Origin of the sequence: Aurantiacibacter xanthus (assembly GCF_003584015.1) — a bacterium.
GTDB classification, from domain to species: Bacteria; Pseudomonadota; Alphaproteobacteria; order Sphingomonadales; family Sphingomonadaceae; genus Alteraurantiacibacter; species Alteraurantiacibacter xanthus.
Window position 1 is genome coordinate 49,186 of record NZ_QXFM01000006.1, and the last position, 15,303, is coordinate 64,488.

Genomic DNA, 15,303 nt, shown 5'->3' on the forward strand with positions numbered 1-15,303 from the left:
TTCGAGGATTATCAGTGCCGCATCGCCAATCCAGCACATCGTTCGAGGTCTACAAGCAGGGGGGCACCACCCGCGAGATCCGCATGATGATCGATTTCGTCCTGCTGGTGCGCGGCTTCCGCAACAAGCTCGACGAGGAACTGCGCAAGATCGGCCAGAGCGCGGCGCGGATGGAAACGCTCGCCGCGATCCTCAACATGCAGGGCGACAAGTCGCAGAGCGACGTCGCCCGGCGGCTGCGAATCGAGGGGGCCACGGTCACGCGCATGGTCGATATCCTGAGCAAGGAAGGGCTGGTCGAACGCACCCCCGACGCGCGCGACCGCCGCGTCAACCTGTTGTCGCTGACGCCGGCAGGCGTGGACACGGTGGAGCGGATCTTCACCATCTACGACCGCGTGCGCGGGCATATGCTCGAAGGCATGGACGCCGACCAGATCGACGAGATGACGCTCGTGCTCGAAAGCATGATCGGGCGGCTCGATATGCCCTACAGCGACGAACCCGCAGACGAGCCCGTCAGCCCGCAATAAGCTCGGCCGCTTTCTCCGCGATCACCACGGCGGGGGCATGGGTGTTGCCGCGAATGATGGTGGGCATGATCGAGGCATCGGCCACGCGCAGGCCCGAAACGCCCTTCACCCGCAATTCGCTGTCGACCACCGAGCCCATCGCGCAGGTGCCGACCGGATGGCCCGCGCTGATCAGCGAGCTTTTGAGCCAGCCTGCAATCGCCTCGTCGCTTTCGGCATCGGGGCCCGGCGCCAGTTCGAACGCCGCGACCTTGCGCGCCGCCTCGGTGGCGAAGAAGCGGCGGATAAAGCGGAAGCCGCGCAGCAGCCGCTCGCGGTCGCCCTCGGCGGTCATGAAATTGAACTGCACTTTAGGCAGCGCCGCCGGATCACCGCTCGCCAGCGTAACCTCGCCCCGGCTCTCAGGGTCAAGCAGGATCGCGCCGCAGCTGAACATCGGTGTCGGAGCCTTGCGCCACAGCGGGAACCATGGCCGCGCATCATAACCCGAATGGACGATCTGGAACTGGATATCGGGCCGCGCCTGATCCGCGCCCGAGCGCACGAACCCCTGCACCGACATCGGGCTCTGGCTGAGCTGGCCACTGCCGCCGAGTTCCCACTTCAGGTAGTTGAGCACCAGCCGGTCGAGCCGGATCTGGCGGTTGAAGTCGATATCGACCGAGGCCTTGTACAGCGCCATCGCAATCGGGTGATCCTGCAGGTTCTGCCCCACCCCCGGCAGATCCAGCGCCACGGCAATGCCCTGCGCCTGCAAGGCAGCCGCTGGACCGATCCCTGACAGCATCAGCAATTGCGGACTGCCGAAAGCCCCCGCGCTGAGGATCACCTCGCGCCGCGCACCGATGCGGACGGCCTCCCCGCCGCGCATGACCTCCAGCCCGGTCACGCGGCCTTGTTCGATCACCACCCGCTGCGCCGGACAGCCCGAGATCACACTAAGGTTCGCACGTCCCGCCACCGGGTCGATAAAGGCGCGCACCGTACTCGCGCGGCGGCCCTTGCGGATCGTGCAATCGGGCATGCCGAAGCCCTCGGGCGCGGGCACGTTGAAATCGGGGCACTCACCCAATCCCAACTCACGCGCCGCGCCGAGGAAGGCGGGTGTCAGCGTGGGATCGGGCCGCATCGGCGAGACCGCCATCTGGCCCTCGTCGCCGTGGATCGCGCTCGCCCCGCGCCAGTTCGCCTCCGAGCGTTTGAACAGCGGCAAAAGCTCGTCATAGCCCCAACCGGGATTGCCCGCATCGCGCCACTGGTCGTAGTCGGCGGCGGCGCCGCGGATATACATCGTGCCGTTGATCGAAGAGCAGCCCCCCATCACTCGCCCGCGCGGGATCGGTTGGGTGCGGCCATCGAGACCGGGATCGGGCTCGGCCTCGAAACCCCAGCCAAAACGCGGATCAGCCGCCGCCTGCATCCAGGTGAGCGGGCTTTCGATGAGCAGGTCGCGCGTGTCGCCGCCCGCTTCGATCAGCGCCACCCGGCAGGCCGGATCGGCGCTCAGCCGGTTGGCCAGCACACAGCCCGCACTGCCCGCGCCCACGATGATATAGTCGAACTGTTCCACCTGTCCTGCCGCCCGTTCAGCCTCTCACACCGGCAGACCTAGCGCATTGTAACGATCGTGAGAATAGGGTGCCGCGACCTCAGCCTTCGAGCGCGACCATTTCCCCGCTGTTGCCCGGCAGCACCAGATCGTGGAGCCGGCGGCGCAGCGCCTCAAGCCGCACATCGCCCAGCGCGGCAGCAGGATTGTCCGACCCTACCAGCATCGCCAGCTGGCGGGCGGTCTGGGCGATAAGGTCGATCCCCTGCAACTGGTCCATATGCCGCACGATAACATCGGGGTCGGCGCAGAGGCTCTCGCCGAGGCATTCGACTTCACCCGCCAGTTCCTCAAGTATCTCCGCCACCCCGCCGAGCAGACGCAGGGAGGCTTGCGAGGTTTGGCTCATGCGGCCATTTCCAGCCGGTCGTCGGCCATCAGGCTCTTGAGGTCGAGCACCATGACCATCTCCTCGCCCATCGGCGCGAGGCCGGCGATGAAGCTGGTGATGCCATCGTTCGCAGCCGCTTCGGGCTGCTGGATGGTGTCGGTGTCGATCGAGACGATGTCGTTCACCGCATGGACGATCAGTCCGCGCGACTGGCCCTCGTGCTCGACCACGATGATCGGGTTGCGCGGGGTCGCATCGGTGCTCTGCCAGCCGAGGCGGACCGACAGATCGAGCACCGGTAGCACCGCTCCACGCAGGTTCACCACCCCCGAGACATAGCGCGGCACCCCCGGCAGAACGGTCACGGGCGACCAGGCGCGGATCTCGCGGATCGACATGATGTCGATGCCGAACAGCTGACCCGAAATCTCGAAGGTGATCATTTCAGCAAGCATGGTGCTTCCCTTTCCCTGTTCGCTCAGTGCGCCACGCGGCGCACGGCGGTGGCGAGCTTTTCCGCGTCGAACGGCTTGACGATCCAGCCCGTCGCCCCGGCGTCGCGCGCGCGGCGCTTCTTCTCGTCGGAGCTTTCGGTGGTGAGGACGAGGATCGGACGATCCGCGTGGCGGGCCGTTTCACGCAGCTGTTCGATCAGGCCGAACCCATCGAGACGCGGCATGTTGATATCGGTGATGACCACGTCGACCTCGTTGGTGGCCAGCCATTCGAAGGCTTGCTGGCCATCTTCGGCCTGCTCCACCTCGAAGCCCTGTGTGGTCAGCGCGTGCAGCAGCAGCGCGCGCATGCTGGCGCTGTCGTCTACGGTCAGGATGCGTGTCGGTCTCATGTCGTTCCTCGGCTTTAGAATAGTTCAACATCACCACTGGCCGATTGCGGTCGGACTAGCGGTTTATCCATAGGTGCAGATTCAATCGGTGCGGTGCGGCAGCGGACCATCCCGCTGGCAGGCATGAAGTGGATGCGCCGCGCCGCGCGCCCCCCCAGATCCTCGAAAGCGACGGGAATACCCTCGTTTTGCAGGAACTTGTGGGCAAAGGCCCCATTGGCGGTGCCGATCGGGCTCATCGCCGGGTTCAGATTTGCCCCACCATAGATCCGCGCTTTCAGCCGCGACTTGAACGCCCCGAGGCCGAGCATCTTGTTTACGAGCAATTCCATAAGAAACAGGCCATAGTGCTCGTCGAAGGTCTCGCGCGACCGGGTGCTGGGCGGCTCGGCCAGCAGAAAGTGGTTCATCCCCCCGATCCGCGCCACCGGATCGTAGAGGCAGGTCGCCACACAGCTGCCGAGCACGGTGGACAGCTCCACCTTCGGATCGGCGCTGGCATGGGCCTCGCCCTGCATGACGGTCACGCGCTCCAGCCCTGCACTGGCGACACTGGCTGACAGCATGCTCACGATGCCATGGCCTCGCGCGCCAGTTCACCGGGCGCGAAGATGTTGCCGGTGATATGTTCCAGCGGGAGTACCTTGCTCACCGCGCCCAGCTCGACCGCCGCGCGCGGCATCCCGTAGACGACGCAGCTTTCGGCATCCTGCGCGATGGTGTGGGCACCCTTCCGGTGCATCTTCAGCAGGCCGCGCGCACCGTCCTGCCCCATGCCGGTGAGCAGCGCGCCCACCGCCTCGGCTCCGAACACCTCGGCGACCGAGCCGAACAGCACATCGACGCTGGGCCTGTGCCCCGACACCTCGGGCCCCTGCCGCAGCACCACCCGATGGCCGAGCGTGCCCGCCGTCGCCACCAGCATATGGCGGTCGCCGCCGGGGGCGAGATAGACCGTGCCCTGCTCCAGCCGCATATCGGTTTCAGCGAGCACCACGCGCGCCGGGCACGCCGCGTCGAGCGACTGCGCGATGGCGGGAGCAAAGCGGGCGTTGACGTGCTGCACGATCACCGTCGGCGGACAATTGCGCGGGAATTGCGCCAGCAGCTTGCACAGCGCCTCGACCCCGCCAGTCGAGGCACCGAGCGCGACCAGCCGAGGCGGTTCGCGGCGCGCCGCAGCGGGCGTGACAGACGGGGCATTGGACGGGGCAGTGGACGGGGCAATCGCAGCGGGTTTGCGGAACGACACCTGCGCGGCCTCGCGCACGAGGTCGGCCAGTTGCCCGCCGTCGTCGCCCGGCCCGCCGCTATGGTGATCGGCCTTGGCATAGCAGCTGATCGCGCCCAGTTGCAGCGCCCGCACGGTGTTGCGATCGCCTTCGCGGGTAGTGCCCGACACGATGATCACCGGGGTCGGGCGCAGCTGCATGATCTTTTCGAGGAACGACAGCCCGTCCATCCCCGGCATCTCGATATCGAGCGTCACCACATCGGGATTGAGCGCCTTGATCAGACTGCGCGCTTCCTGCGCATCGCAGGCAAGGCCAACCACCTCGATATCTTCTTCACGGCCCAGCCGGGCCTGCAACAACTTGCGCATCAGCGCGGAATCGTCGACGATCAGAACCCTGATAGCCATCAGGCCCTCCTGCGATAGACTGTGGGTCCGACCAGTTCGAGCAGCTCTTCAGCCTGCCCCGATACGCGTTCGGAATGCCCGATGTAGAGATAGCCGCCCGGCCTGAGCTGCTCGGCAAAGCGCCAGACCAGCTTTTCCTTCGTCGGGGTGTCGAAATAGATCATCACGTTGCGGCAGAAGATCACGTCGAAAGCGCCCTTGATGGGCCAGGGCCCCAAGAGGTTGAGCTGGCGGAACCGCACCAGACTGCGCGGTTCCGGGCCGATTGTGACCTTCCCGCCCTCGGTGGTGGTCCAGGCCTTGCGCAAGGCTTCGGGCACGGCTTCGAGCGCAGCGGCCTCGTAAGTCGCTGCCATTCCGGCGTTGACCGCGTGGCTGGCAAGGTCGCTCGCCAGCGCGACGATGTCCTGCCTGGCGATCCGCTTGCCTTCCTGCTGCGACGGCCCGAGCAGCACCATCATCAGCGTCCAGATTTCCTCACCGCTCGAACAGCCTGCCGACCAGATCCGCACCGGCTCGCTCTGGTTCAGCCGATGCAGCAGTTCGGGCCGCAAGGTGTGGGCAAAGTGATCGTAGTGATGCGATTCGCGGTTGAAATAGGTGTGGTTGGTGGTCAGCGCCTCAATCATCCGCGTCGCCAGCGCCGGATCGTGTTCGACCTGATCGAGAAACTCGCCGAAGCTCTGGCTGTTGGTCCGTCGCAGCAGCGGAGCGAGCCGCGAATAGACCAGCATCCGCTTCTTGTCCGACAGCACGATCCCGGCCTGCGCGTGGACCTGAGCCGAAATCCGCTGGAAATCGGCCAGCCCATAGACCTGCGGACTGATGCCCGGCACCAGTGCCTCGCCGGTTCTGACAGGGGCAGTAACGGTCACGCTCAGGCCGCCTCTGCCGCGGCGTGGGGGCGCTTCGACAGGTCGAGCACCAGCCGGTCAACATCGACGATCAGCGCCACCCGGCCGTTGCCGAGAATGGTGGCCCCGGCCACGCCGTCGACCGAACGATAGTGCGTGTCGAGGCTCTTGATGACGAACTGGCGCTGATCGATGATCGCATCGACCAGCAGCGCGGCCTGACCGCAGCGCTCGGTCTCCACCACCACCAGCACGCCCTGCTCCAGGCCCTCTTCGGGGCTGGTTCCGCCGGTAAGCTGGCGCAGCGGCACAATCGGCAGGAACTGCCCGCGCACGTTGAGCATACGGATGTTGCGGCCCATGCCCTTGATCTCGGTTTCGGTCGGGCTGAGGCTTTCCACCACGTGGGTGAGCGGGATCACCAGCGACTGGTCGCCGACCTGCACGATCATGCCGTCGGAGATGGCCAGCGTCAGCGGCAGGGCGAGGACGAAGTCGGTGCCCTGTCCGGGCCGCGATTCGATGGTGATGCGGCCGCCCAGTTCCTTCACATTCTGGCGCACCACGTCCATGCCGACACCGCGCCCGGAAATGCTCGAAACCTGCGCTGCGGTCGAGAAGCCGGGGGCGAAGATGAGGTTGTCGATTTCCTCGTCGCTGAGGTTGTGCAGTTCGGGGTCGACGATGCCCTTTTCGATTGCCTTGGCCAGCACCTTCTCGCGGTTGATGCCGGCGCCGTCGTCGCCGATGCGGATCACGATGCGCCCGGCCCTCTGCTCGGCCGAGAGGGTGAGCGTGCCTTCGGCATCCTTCCCCGCAGCCCGCCGGTCCTCAGGCGATTCGATGCCATGGTCGACCGCATTGCGGATGAGGTGAGTGAGCGGCTCGCTCAGGCGCTCGATCACGGTCTTGTCGAGTTCGGTCGTCTCCCCCGCGACCACGAGCTTCACGTGCTTGCCAGTGGAAGTCGCCAGTTCGCGCAGCAGGCGCGGCACACGGCTGAACACCGAGCTGATCGGCTGGGCGCGGAAGGCCATCGCGCGTTCCTGAATGTCGCGCACCAGCCCTTCGAGCATGGCCAGCTCCTCGAAATGGGCGAGGCCTTCGTTGCTGAGACGCTGTGCCAGCATCGCCTGCGCAATCACCAGTTCGCCCACGCCGTCGATCAGCTGGTCGAGCTTGCCCAAATCGATACGAATCGACTGCGCGGCAGGTGCAGCAGGCGCCGGCGTCGGAGCGGCGGCAGCGGGTTTTGTGCTGACCGTGGCCGTGGCGGCAGTGGCGGCGGGCGGAGCCTTCGCCTCCGGGGCCGCAACCCTGCGCGCGCGGGCGGGTGGGTTCAGCGCCTCCGCACCGTAGAGCACGAGGCACTGCTCGCCCACGAAATCGAAGATATCGGCAACCTTCTCGCGCTCGACCGAGCCGGGCATGGTGAAGGTCCAGGCAAGATAGCCTTCGTTCGGGTCCAGCTCGTCGATCTGCGGCAGCACCGATTCGTCGCACTTGACGCAGGCGCCGCCCAGTTCGACCAGCTCGCGCAGCCACAGCAGCGGCTCGGAACCATTGTCCATCGCCCCCGCCTGCGGGCAGACGTAAAGCGCCCAGTCTTCGGCCTGCCCGGCGCTGTCCTCGGCGCGAGCTTCGCTCGCGGCAGGAGCGGGATCGGGGCCGAGCAGATCGTCGAGCAGTGCATCGAGATCGTCCATATCCACCGCAGCAGGGGCCGCAGCGGGCGCAGGCGCTGCGGCAACCGTATCGCCGCCCTTGCCCACGTTCTCGTGCGCTTCGGCCAGCCGCGCCTTGATCGCCGCATCGTCGGGCGCAGCAGTGCCGCCGCGAACCGCCTCGACATGATCGCGCAGGCTATCGAGCGCCAGCAGCAGCATGTCGACCAGATCGCTCGTTACCGGCACCGTGCCTTCGCGCACATCGCCCAGCAGGTTCTCGAACACATGGGTATAGGAGGCCAGCGCCTCGTAGCCGAACGCCCCGGCCCCGCCCTTGATCGAGTGGACCGCGCGGAAAATCGCGTTGATCGTCTCGCTGTCCTGGGTGCCGGCCTTGCACGCATCGAGCCCGGCCTCGGCGGCCTGCAGCGATTCCTCGCACTCGTCGAAGAAGATGGCCTGAATGTCGATGCCGTTCATGCGGCGGCTCCGGTGTTGAAGGTTTCGGTAAGGCCCGAGATCGCCAGTGCGCGGTCGAATTCGGGCGAGCGCGCGGTGAGCACGATACCGGGTTCGTTACGATGGGCCGCCAGCAGCACCTGCAACATCGCCATGCTCATGCGCTCGACGCTGCCCGCATCGACCGGCAGGGCCTCGCTGCCGGTGGTGTCGGCCAGATCGCCTTTCAGGGCGAGAGCGGCGGCGCGATCGCACAGCCGCGGCAATTCGATGACAGCCACTAAGGTATTCTCCTGTCTATCAGAGCTTGATGCCGGGCGTGGAAAGCCCCGTCGCGGCGCTGCGCGCATGCCGGGTTTCCACTTGGCGAAGGGGCGCTGCCGGAATCGCGAAACAGCCGGGGGTCGAGGCCCCGGAAACCATGCTTTTCTCTGCAATTGCCATGGCGTCCTGCAATTCCCCCCTCCTGCGGCAAGTTCCTGATCTGGTGGGAGGGAACTACAGCGAAGGCGCTTATCCCTTCGATCCTGTTTCCTATGGGCGAACACCTAGCCAGCGCTTGGGCTTTGTTCGCTCGCGCAAACCTAAACGGATGGCACCGGTGTCGCGCCTCGCGCTCGCACGCTTGCAATACACAACGAACAGGATTGAGATCATGAAGCCAGCCCGAGTACTCGTCGTCGATGACTCAGCCGCCATGCGCGCGCTGTTCTGCGACATTCTCGATCAGGCCAAGGGCGTCGAAGTCGTCGGCACCGCATCGAGCGCAGCCGAAGCGCGTGACAAGATTCCCGATTGTCGCCCCAATGTCCTCACGCTCGACGTGGAGATGCCCGGCATGACCGGGATGGAGTTCCTCGCCGAGCTGATGGAGGAAAACCCGATCGCGGTGGTCATGCTTTCGAGCGTGGCGCAGGACGGTTCGGGCACCGCGGCGAAGGCGCTCGCACTGGGCGCCGTCGACTGCTTCCCCAAGCCGCTCCACACCTCGCCCGAAGAGTTCAAGAAGACCGTCGCCAAGCTCGGCACGATCGTCCAGAAGGCCGCCAACACCGACATGGATGCACATAAGGCCTCGCTCGGCGGTGCCTCCGCCGGGGGTGACTACGACAATGACGGGCGGCTCGTGCTCCTCGCCGCCGGGGCAGAAAGCATCGAAACGGTGCGTTCGGTAATCGCGGCCATGCCCGCCAACTGCCCGCCCACGCTGATCCTGCTCGATGCCGAGGAAGATGCGGTCGAACGTGCGGTGGACCGGCTGCGCCCCTCGGTCGCGTGCAAGATCGAAACCGCCGAAGATGGCGCAATGATCATGCCCGGCACGGTCTACCTGGCCTATGACAAGAGCAAGCACGTCGCCGTGGAAGACGACTTCGCACTGCTGATCAAGCTGGTCGACCGCGATCCGGTTGGCGGCTTCCGCCCTTCGGCGGATCTGATGTTCGCCAGCGCCGCGCGGGCGGGTGTGCCCGTGCTGGGCGGGATGCTGGAAAAGGAAAGCGACGATGGCGCCAAGGGCCTGATGGCGCTCGGCAAGACCGGCGCACAGGTGTTCCTGCAATCGGGCACCAACAGTGCGGCTGCGGGTCTGCTCGACAAGTTCGATGCGGTTTCCGCCAGCGACATTCCGGGCTGGCTGCTGAATGCCACCGCCAAGGGCCGCAAGGCCGCCTGATGCACAAAGTGCCGGCCGCCGGTGGAACCCACCGGCGGCCGGGCATTACGATCAGATCGGGTAGTGGCCGCCCTCGGTCGAGACGGTCACCCAGCGCAGCTCGGTGAAGCTGTCGATCCCGGCCTTGCCGCCGAACCGGCCATAGCCCGACTGCTTGACCCCGCCGAACGGCATCTGCGCCTCGTCCGACACGGTCGAGGAGTTGATGTGGCAGATGCCCGCCTGGATCTGCTTGGCCAGACGCAGGCCCTTGGCGACGTCCTGCGTGAAGATCGCCGAGCTGAGGCCATACTGCGTGTCGTTGGCCAGCTCGATGGCATGCGCCTCGTCACGCGCGCGGATCATGCCGACCACCGGGCCGAAGCTCTCGTCGCGGAACAGCTTCATCTCGGGCGTCACCTTGTCGACGAGGTGCGCGGGCATCAGCACATTGTGCGTGGTCTCGCCGCCGGTCAGCAGCTCGGCCCCGTGGGCCAGCGCGTCGTCGATCAGGCTCTCGCAGTGGTTCACCGTCTTCACATCGACCACCGCGCCGAGCGGCGTGGTGCCCTCGGTCGGGTCGCCGACCGGCATCGATTCCACCTTGGCCTTGAACTTCGCGGCGAATTCGTCGGCCACGGCCTCTTCGACGATGATCCGCTCGGTGCTCATGCAGATCTGGCCCTGGTTCATGTAGGCCCCGAAGGCCGCGGCCTTCACCGCTTCATCGAGATCGGCATCGGCAAGGATCACCATCGGCGCCTTGCCGCCCAGTTCGAGCAGGCAGGGCTTCAGATGCTCGGCGGCGCGCTTGGCGATGATCTTGCCGACGGCGGTCGAGCCGGTGAAGTTGATGCGCCGCACTTCGGGCGCGTCGATCAGCGCGCCGACGACCTCGGCGGCATCCTCGGGCGCATTGGTGACGACATTGACCACGCCCTCGGGGAAGCCGGCCTCGGCAAAGGCCTCGATGATGAGCGCATGGGTGCGCGGGCAGCTTTCGCTGGCCTTGAGGATCACCGCATTGCCGCAGGCGAGCGGCACGGCGATGGCGCGCACGCCGAGAATGATCGGCGCGTTCCACGGCGCAATGCCGAGGATCACGCCCACCGGCTCGCGCAGGGCCATGCACAGCTTGCCCGGATAGTCGGACGGGATGACCTCGCCCGAAATCTGCGTGGTGATGGCGCCTGCCTCGCGGATCATGCTGGCGGCAAGGCCGAGGTTGAACATGGCCCAGCCGGCGGTCGCGCCGATTTCGCCCATCATCGCGGCGACGAACTCGTCCTTCTTCGCCATCAGCGCATCGGCAGCCTTGTTGAGCACCGCACGGCGCGCGTTCGGCCCCTGCTGCGACCATTCAACGAACCCGGCCTGCGCCTTGGCGGCAATCGCGGGAATGTCGCCCGCTTTCATGGCTTCCGCCGAAGAGGCGGCAGCGCCGGTCATGGGGTTGAGGCGTTCGAATTTGGACATGGCATTCCTCCGGTTTGCGGGCACAATCGCTTGTGTTGCGCCCGCGGCAGTTTGGTGCGGCGCGCCGTTTTGCGCCCGTCATAATGTTATTAGCTATAACAACTGCCAGAGCCAAGCCGGATCACACACTTTGCCCGGCGCCAAAGCGGCCAGGCACCTCTCCCGCAGCATGTGGCCCTAGTCGGCGGTCAGATCATCGATCTGCCAAGCCACCACGGCCTCCGCCGCAGCGCTGCCAGCATAACCGGCCTGCATCGGGCTGACCGCGATGGCGGTGCGGTAGACATAGGCCTCGTCATTCTCCTGCCCCGGCGCGGGCGCGTCGGCGGTGATGGCGAAGCTCAGCCCCGGCAAAGCCGGCAGTTGCGCGCCGTGCGCTTCGGCCATGGCGCGCATGGTGGGCGATGCATCTTCGGCCATATTGGCGACAAAACCGATGGCATAGGTGTTGTAAGTGCCCATTCGGGTCGCGCGCCAGGCGGCACCTGCGGGCTGGTCGGGGAAGTTCACGTTCAGCGCGATGCCCTGCGGCAGCAGCGGGCCGTCGCCAGCCTTCTCCTCCAGCGCGGCGATCAGTTCGACCGACAGCTGCGCCACTTCGGGCGAGATCGGGTTGGCGAGGTCGCCGTCCTCGGTGTTGCTCCCAGCCGACAGCGCAATGGCAGGCAGGCCGCGTAGCGCGGCGAACTGCGCGTTGCTCACCGTGCCCGAGGAAATCGCGATCGAGCCGACGTTCTGCCCCTCGTTCGGTCCCGACAGCACCAGATCGGGCGCGCCGCCCCAGCGCGCCTTGCCCGCCACGTCGAGACCATAGAGCAGCGCCATGATCGGCGTGCCGTCGACATAGAAGAAATCGCCCGCGGGCAGATCGGCGCGGGCCATCGGCCCGGCGGCAGGGTCGCCCGCCTTGGCCGCATCGTTGAGGCACGGCTCGGCGAGCGGCGTGAGCGGAGTGCCGATACGCAAGGCCGCACCCTGCCCGCTCTGGTTGCGGCACGGCACCGAGACGATCACGTCGTGCCCGGCCTCTTTCAGCGCATGGTAGAGAGCCACCACGTTGCTGGTGAGGCCGTCGTCATTCGAGACGACTATGGTGCGTGCCTCGGCGGCAGCGGGTGCCGCGACGAGGGCGGCGGCGGCAAGAAGCGAAGCAAGGCGCATAGGAAATCTCCGGATGGAATGGGGCCGATGGCGGCCCCGCACGCAACGGGGCCGCCAGAACGTGGAAGGCTGCTCAGAAGTCGAAGCGCACGCCGAACAGGTAGCGCGAACCGATCTGTTCGACCTCGCTCGGCTTGTCCTGACCGCCGGTGTAGGCGATGTAATATTCGTCCGTGAGGTTCGCGAGATCGGCGAACAGCGTCAGATAGTCGTTCACCGAGTAGCGCAGCGAGACGTCGAGGTTCTCGTAGCCCTTACGCGATTCGCCTGCGCCAAGGCCGCCGAGCGTATCCTCCCAGTCCGAGCGCCACTGATAGCTGACACGCGCCGAGAAGCCGTACTTCTCATAGAACACCGAGGCGTTGGCGATGGTATCCGAAAGGCCCTGGAACGGCAGGCCGCTCTGCGCCGGCTGCGTGGCGGTGGCCGGTGCATCGAAGGTGCCGCCAAGGAAGGTGACGTTGCCCTGCACACCCAGGCCGTCGAGCGGCGAGGGCAGGAAGTCGAACTGGTTCTGCGCGTTCAGTTCGACGCCATAGAGCTTGCCGTTCTTGCCGTTGAACGTGCCGGAAAGCAGGTAGCCAGTGCGGTCGACACCGCCAAAATCGTAGGTGTCGCCGGTCAGGATCTCGGCGCCCGAGAAGAACACGTTGTCGACCCAGCGATAGAACCCGGTAACCGACACGATGCCGTTGGTCGGAAGGTAGTATTCGGCGCTGGCATCGACGCCCCAGGTATATTCGGGACGCAGGCCGGGGTTGCCGCCGCTGATCGTCCCCGGAGAAGCCGTGTCGTTGATCGAAGCGCCAACCCGGATCGCACCGTAGGCCGGGCGCGAGATGCCGCGCTGACCAGCCAGACGCAGCACCAGGTTGTTGGTGGCTTCATAACGCAGGTTCACCGAAGGGAAGAAGTCGGTGTAGCTCTGATCGACGGTGATCGGGGTCTGAACCGAGGTGATGACCGTGCCCGAGTTTTCCATCTTGTAGTGCTCGACGCGCAGGCCGGCGATGATCGTCAGCGCGTCCATCTCGTATTCGCCGGACACATAGCCTGCGTAGATCTTCTCGGCCTGGGCATAACGGTCGGAAGCGGGGATGCTCTTGGCCGGGTCGAACAGACCGGCATCCTCAAGCTTGACCAGCAGGCTGTCGATATCGGCGCGCATGGCTTCGTTGTCGACGTAGTTGAGTGTGAAGCCGAGCGGGAAGCGCGTGTCCCACGGCACGTTGGTGACATAGGAATTGACGTCGAACGGCTGCCCCACGCGCCCGCCCAGAGCCCCAAGCGCGGCGATGTTCGCAAACGAGAAGTTATTGCCGTCGATCTGCCGGTCGACATAGTAGAGCCCGCCCTTGAGGGTGAGCCCGCTGTCGAATTCCTGCGCCAGATCCAGCCGTCCGGTATAGGCATCGACATCGGTCGCCTGCCGGGCGTCGATCATATAGGCACCGGCGACGCTGAGCTGGTTCTGCGGCGAATTGAGCAGCTCCGGCCCCCGCACATAGACCGGCGGATTGCCCGGCGTGGCACTGTCAATGGTGCCGTAAAGCGTCACGATCGGGAAGCGCGGATCGCTCGCATCGTAGGTGATCGAGGGCGAGGCGAACCCGCTCGTGCTCGACTGGACCAGCGGCAGGTAGGTATCGTTCTTGGTCTTGGTGTAGTTCAGCCGCAGCGAGGCCGAGAAGCCGCCCAGCGCTTCATAGTCAGCGCCGAAAGTGCCGATGTAGTTTTCATTGCGGTATTCACCGTAGTTGAAGCTGCCGCGCAGCGGCACGCCGTAAAGCTCGCCTGACGAAAAGCCGCGCGTGCCCGCGGCGGCCCTGTCGAGGCGCAACTCGTACTGGTTGCGCTGCTCGTCGTCGTTGAATTCGGTGTAGATGCCCTTGACCCAGAGGCGCAGGTCGTCGCTCGGGTCGATCTCGATGCCGCCGAAATAGGAGTTGCTCCAACGCTCCAGCTTGTACTGGCGGATGTCGAACTCGGTCGGACCGAGGCTGTCATAGAGGCCGACTTCGCGGTTGTCGGTCAGCTGATCGCGGCGATAGTGCGAGGCACCGGCCATCACGCCGATCGTGTCGTTGGCCCAGCCGGCGCGGATCGAACCCTGGCGCTGTTCGCCGTCGCCCAGACCCATCCAGCCATAGCCGAGATCGCCCGACACCTGGAGCCCCCGACGATCCATCGGCGAATAGGTTTGCAGGTCGATGGTGGCGACGATGGCGTCGGCCTGCTGGTCGGCGGTCAGCGACTTGTTGACCACCATCCGCGAGAGCGCCACGGCAGGCACGGCGTCGAAGCGGAAGGCCCGGCTGTCACCGCCTTCATCGACGCCGGTAAGGGGGATCCCGTCGATGCTGACCGAGGTCCAGCGGTTGGGAGCGCCGCGCACCTGAATGTAGCGCTCCTGCCCCTGGTCACGCTGCACCGCAACGGCTGGCAGGCGCGACAGCGCCGCGGCCGAGTTCTGGTCGGGGAAACGACCGACAGAATCTGCGGCAGCGATATCGGCGAGGTTCGGCGCCTGACGCTTTTCCGCGATTGAAGCCTGCTGCGACTGGCGGATCGAGCCGGTGACGATGATGACGTCATCAGTGGAGAGAGCGGCGTCCTGTGCGATGGCGGGCGCAGCAAAGCCTGTGACAGCGGCGACGCTGGCAAGCAGTGCGGCGCGGGTGAACAGATGGACGTTGTGCACGAAGAGACCCCTTGTTGCTGATTATCAGCGCGCCGCTAGGGTCGGGATGTGCACCTTTTATGACGACACTCCGCCGATTGTTGCACTGCGGTATTGCTGGCAGAACTTCATCTTCGTGCGTGTGATTTCGGTCACGTATTGGAACCGCAACAAAGGCCGGTTTTTGTCATCCGGCTGTCATCATAATTATACTTCGCTCGGATCAGTTCGCTGCCGCCGTCGCAGCGAGATAGGCGGCCAGTTCGTCGATCTGGGCATCGGTCAGCTCGCTTTTGCGGAACGGCGGCATTGCGCCCACCCCGCGCCGGACGAACAGGCGCAGCACCGGCGCGGGCAGATCGCCGCGCAGTTCAAGCGCAGCGGGCCGCG

The 15,303-nt window shown here is 65.8% G+C and carries 16 protein-coding genes; 2 read left to right on the forward strand and 14 right to left on the reverse strand.

What is annotated here, in order from left to right; genetic code table 11:
- Positions 1-14: 14 nt before the first annotated feature.
- On the forward strand, positions 15-533 hold the full coding sequence (locus D2V17_RS01000; protein ID WP_119591287.1) for a MarR family winged helix-turn-helix transcriptional regulator: 519 nt from the start codon (positions 15-17) through the stop codon (positions 531-533).
- Here the strand turns inward: D2V17_RS01000 and D2V17_RS01005 are convergent.
- From D2V17_RS01005 to D2V17_RS21120, 10 genes are all read right to left on the reverse strand, one after another.
- Positions 520-2,103 carry a GMC family oxidoreductase gene (locus tag D2V17_RS01005; RefSeq protein WP_119591288.1) on the reverse strand — a complete coding sequence of 528 codons (1,584 nt, stop codon included), beginning with the start codon at positions 2,101-2,103 and terminating at the stop codon, positions 520-522. The genes D2V17_RS01000 and D2V17_RS01005 overlap by 14 nt on opposite strands.
- A gap of 79 nt (positions 2,104-2,182) precedes the next feature.
- Positions 2,183-2,491 carry a hypothetical protein gene (locus tag D2V17_RS01010; RefSeq protein WP_119591289.1) on the reverse strand — a complete coding sequence of 103 codons (309 nt, stop codon included), beginning with the start codon at positions 2,489-2,491 and terminating at the stop codon, positions 2,183-2,185.
- Positions 2,488-2,928, reverse strand: coding sequence for a chemotaxis protein CheW (locus D2V17_RS01015; protein WP_119591290.1), 441 nt, complete (start codon positions 2,926-2,928; stop codon positions 2,488-2,490). Before D2V17_RS01015 ends, D2V17_RS01010 begins: the two co-directional genes overlap by 4 nt.
- A gap of 23 nt (positions 2,929-2,951) precedes the next feature.
- Positions 2,952-3,320 (reverse strand): response regulator, encoded by a 369-nt coding sequence (locus D2V17_RS01020; protein ID WP_119591291.1) that lies wholly within the window; start codon positions 3,318-3,320, stop codon positions 2,952-2,954.
- 14 nt (positions 3,321-3,334) lie between these two features.
- The gene (locus tag D2V17_RS01025) at positions 3,335-3,886 is read right to left on the reverse strand and encodes a chemotaxis protein CheD (protein ID WP_119591292.1); all 552 of its coding nucleotides are present in this window, start codon (positions 3,884-3,886) and stop codon (positions 3,335-3,337) included.
- 2 nt (positions 3,887-3,888) lie between these two features.
- Positions 3,889-4,962: a protein-glutamate methylesterase/protein-glutamine glutaminase gene (locus tag D2V17_RS01030; protein ID WP_119591293.1), complete on the reverse strand. Its 1,074-nt coding sequence runs from the start codon at positions 4,960-4,962 to the stop codon at positions 3,889-3,891.
- Positions 4,962-5,837, reverse strand: a complete 876-nt coding sequence (locus D2V17_RS01035; protein ID WP_191229008.1) for a CheR family methyltransferase — start codon at positions 5,835-5,837, stop codon at positions 4,962-4,964. The genes D2V17_RS01030 and D2V17_RS01035 overlap by 1 nt, the downstream gene beginning before the upstream one ends.
- A 2-nt stretch (positions 5,838-5,839) precedes the next feature.
- Entirely contained in the window at positions 5,840-7,963 is a 2,124-nt protein-coding gene (locus D2V17_RS01040) for a chemotaxis protein CheA (RefSeq protein ID WP_119591294.1), read from the reverse strand.
- Positions 7,960-8,223, reverse strand: coding sequence for an STAS domain-containing protein (locus D2V17_RS01045; protein WP_119591295.1), 264 nt, complete (start codon positions 8,221-8,223; stop codon positions 7,960-7,962). Before D2V17_RS01045 ends, D2V17_RS01040 begins: the two co-directional genes overlap by 4 nt.
- Before the next feature lie 19 nt (positions 8,224-8,242).
- The gene (locus D2V17_RS21120) at positions 8,243-8,398 is read right to left on the reverse strand and encodes a hypothetical protein (RefSeq protein ID WP_191229009.1); all 156 of its coding nucleotides are present in this window, start codon (positions 8,396-8,398) and stop codon (positions 8,243-8,245) included.
- A gap of 199 nt (positions 8,399-8,597) precedes the next feature.
- On the opposite strand from D2V17_RS21120, the gene D2V17_RS01050 reads away from it, so the two are divergent.
- On the forward strand, positions 8,598-9,617 hold the full coding sequence (locus tag D2V17_RS01050; RefSeq protein WP_191229010.1) for a chemotaxis protein CheB: 1,020 nt from the start codon (positions 8,598-8,600) through the stop codon (positions 9,615-9,617).
- Positions 9,618-9,668: 51 nt separating this feature from the next.
- Here the strand turns inward: D2V17_RS01050 and D2V17_RS01055 are convergent, their stop codons facing one another.
- The 4 genes from D2V17_RS01055 to D2V17_RS21985 all read right to left on the reverse strand — a co-directional run bounded on the left by D2V17_RS01055 (position 9,669) and on the right by D2V17_RS21985 (position 15,283).
- Positions 9,669-11,072, reverse strand: a complete 1,404-nt coding sequence (locus D2V17_RS01055; RefSeq protein WP_119591297.1) for an aldehyde dehydrogenase — start codon at positions 11,070-11,072, stop codon at positions 9,669-9,671.
- A gap of 177 nt (positions 11,073-11,249) precedes the next feature.
- Complete coding sequence (locus D2V17_RS01060; RefSeq protein ID WP_119591298.1) at positions 11,250-12,233, reverse strand: 5'/3'-nucleotidase SurE; 984 nt, start codon at positions 12,231-12,233, stop codon at positions 11,250-11,252.
- 73 nt (positions 12,234-12,306) lie between these two features.
- The gene (locus D2V17_RS01065; protein ID WP_119591299.1) at positions 12,307-14,934 is read right to left on the reverse strand and encodes a TonB-dependent receptor; all 2,628 of its coding nucleotides are present in this window, start codon (positions 14,932-14,934) and stop codon (positions 12,307-12,309) included.
- Between the two features lie 202 nt (positions 14,935-15,136).
- Positions 15,137-15,283 carry a c-type cytochrome gene (locus tag D2V17_RS21985; protein ID WP_220474042.1) on the reverse strand — a complete coding sequence of 49 codons (147 nt, stop codon included), beginning with the start codon at positions 15,281-15,283 and terminating at the stop codon, positions 15,137-15,139.
- Positions 15,284-15,303 lie beyond the last annotated feature (20 nt).